We start from the raw sequence: 2050 nt of genomic DNA, 5'->3' as shown, positions 1-2050 counted from the left end.
GCTCGCGCTGCCACGGGGTGTCGGGGCCGAATGCGTGACCCTTGGTGGCCTGCCGTGCGGCATACAGCTTGATCAGCTCGGCCGCGATCTCGCGCACCGCCTTGCGGGCTCGGTTCTTGCGCTTGGTCCAGTCGCCGCCGCCGAGCCGGTCCAGGCTCGGCTGCTCGCCGCCGACGTAGCGGGTGATCTGGTCCAGGGTGTCGGCCGGGACGAAGAGCTTGTCGGGCGGCGCACCTCGCTTGGAGGAGCCGTACTCGAGGACGAGGTATTCGCGCGTCGCACCCTGCAGCACCCGCTGCTGCATGGCCACGAAGCGGCCGACGCCGTGCTGCTCGTGCACGACGTAGTCGCCGGCCTTGAGCTCGAGCGGGTCGATCTGCTTCTTGCGGCGCGCGGGCATCTTGCGCATGTCGCGGGTCGAGGCCTTCTGACCGGAGAGGTCTTCGCCGGTGAGCACGGCGATCCGGGTCTCCGGGTCGACGAAGCCGCTGACCAGGCACCCGGTGGTCACGGTGACCACACTCGCGTCGGCGACGACCTCGCCCTCGATCAGCGCAGCCGCGACGTCGTGCTCCCCCAGCACCTCGACCATCCGCTCGGCCGGCCCGTGGCCCTGGTGCACCACGGTCACGCGGTAGCCGTCAGCAAGCCAGCCACGGATGTCGGCGACGGCCTTCTCGATGTCGCCGCGGTAGGCGTCGGCAGCCTGCACCGAGAGCGCCCTCGAGGGCACAGCACCGGCGAGCACGTCGACGTCGAGCTCCTGCGAGTCCAGGCCGAACGGGCTCACCGTCCACCAGCCGAGACTGCGCTCGATGGCACGGCCGCGAACGTCGGCGACCTCACGGTAGGAGGCGGCGCCGAGGTCGATCGGGGACTGGCCGCCGCTGGCGGCCGCGGCCCAGCTGGCACCCAGGAACTCCTCGCTGGTCGCGACGAGGTCGTGGGCGCGCGTGCGGGCGCGCTCCGGGTCGAGCACCAGCACGGTGGTCGTGTCGGGCAGCAGGTCGACCAGCAACTCCATCTCGTCCACGAGCACCGGGGCCAGCGACTCCATCCCCTCCACCGCGATGCCGGCGGCGATCTTGTCCGTCAGTTCGAGGAGCTGTGGGTGCGCCTGCCCGAGGGCGGCCGCGCGGCGGCGTACGTCCTGGGTCAGCAGCAGTTCGCGACACGGCGGCGCCCAGAGCCGGTCGAGGGTCTCCACAGTGCGCTGGTCGGCGACGGAGAAGGAGCGGATCTCCTCGACATCGTCGCCCCAGAACTCCACGCGCAGCGGGTGTTCCTCGGTCGGCGGGAAGACGTCGACGATGCCGCCCCGGACGGCGAACTCGCCACGCCGCTCGACCATGTCGACACGCGAGTACGCCGCATCCGCGAGCCCGCGCACCACGTCGTCCAGCCCCGCAGTGGCGCCGACGGTGAGCTCGACCGGCGCAAGATCGGCCAGCCCCTTGACCTGCGGCTGCAGGATCGACCGCACGGGCGCGACGATGACGTGCAGTGGCCCGTTGCTGGCGTCTGTGCCGGGGTGCTTGAGCCGCCGGAGCACGGCCAACCGACGACCGACCGTGTCGCTGCGTGGGCTCAGCCGCTCGTGCGGCAACGTCTCCCAGGACGGGTAGTAGGCCACGGTGGACGGATCGAGCAGGTCGGCCAGCTCGACGACCAGGTCCTCGGCCTCGCGGGCGGTGGCAGTGACGGCCAGCACGGTCCGGCCGGCGTCGGCGAGGCCCTTCACGACGAGCGGTCGCACAGCAGCTGGACCGGTGAGGTCGAGGGCCCGGACCTGGCCCGCTTCGGCCATCGCCTCGGCCAGCACCGGTCCGCCGAGCACGGTGTCGGCCACCGCTGTCAGCGGGCTCGAGGGGTGTGTCACGGCGTCCTCCATCGCTTCATGTCTGCGTCCTGCGCACGCAGGCAGACCCCCAACCGGTCGCGGGTGGGGGTTCCGGCCAAAGTCTACCGACGGCCGCTGGTTTGGGCGGACGGTGGCTGGGTAGGTCATCGCCCGCGGGTCGGCGCTCCGACCCGTCATGACATTTGCGGG

1 protein-coding gene is annotated in these 2050 nt (G+C 71.8%); it reads right to left on the bottom strand.

Annotated elements, in window-relative coordinates:
• On the bottom strand, positions 1-1807 hold a 1807-nt coding region (locus RMO85_RS16835), incomplete at its 3' end, for a CarD family transcriptional regulator (protein ID WP_310529875.1).
• Between the last annotated feature and the right edge of the window lie 243 nt (positions 1808-2050).

The organism is Nocardioides sp. (assembly GCF_031422975.1).
In the GTDB taxonomy this organism is placed as follows: Bacteria; Actinomycetota; Actinomycetes; order Propionibacteriales; family Nocardioidaceae; genus Nocardioides.
Note: the sequence above shows the minus strand (reverse complement) of the source record. Positions and strands in the feature narration are given on the sequence as shown.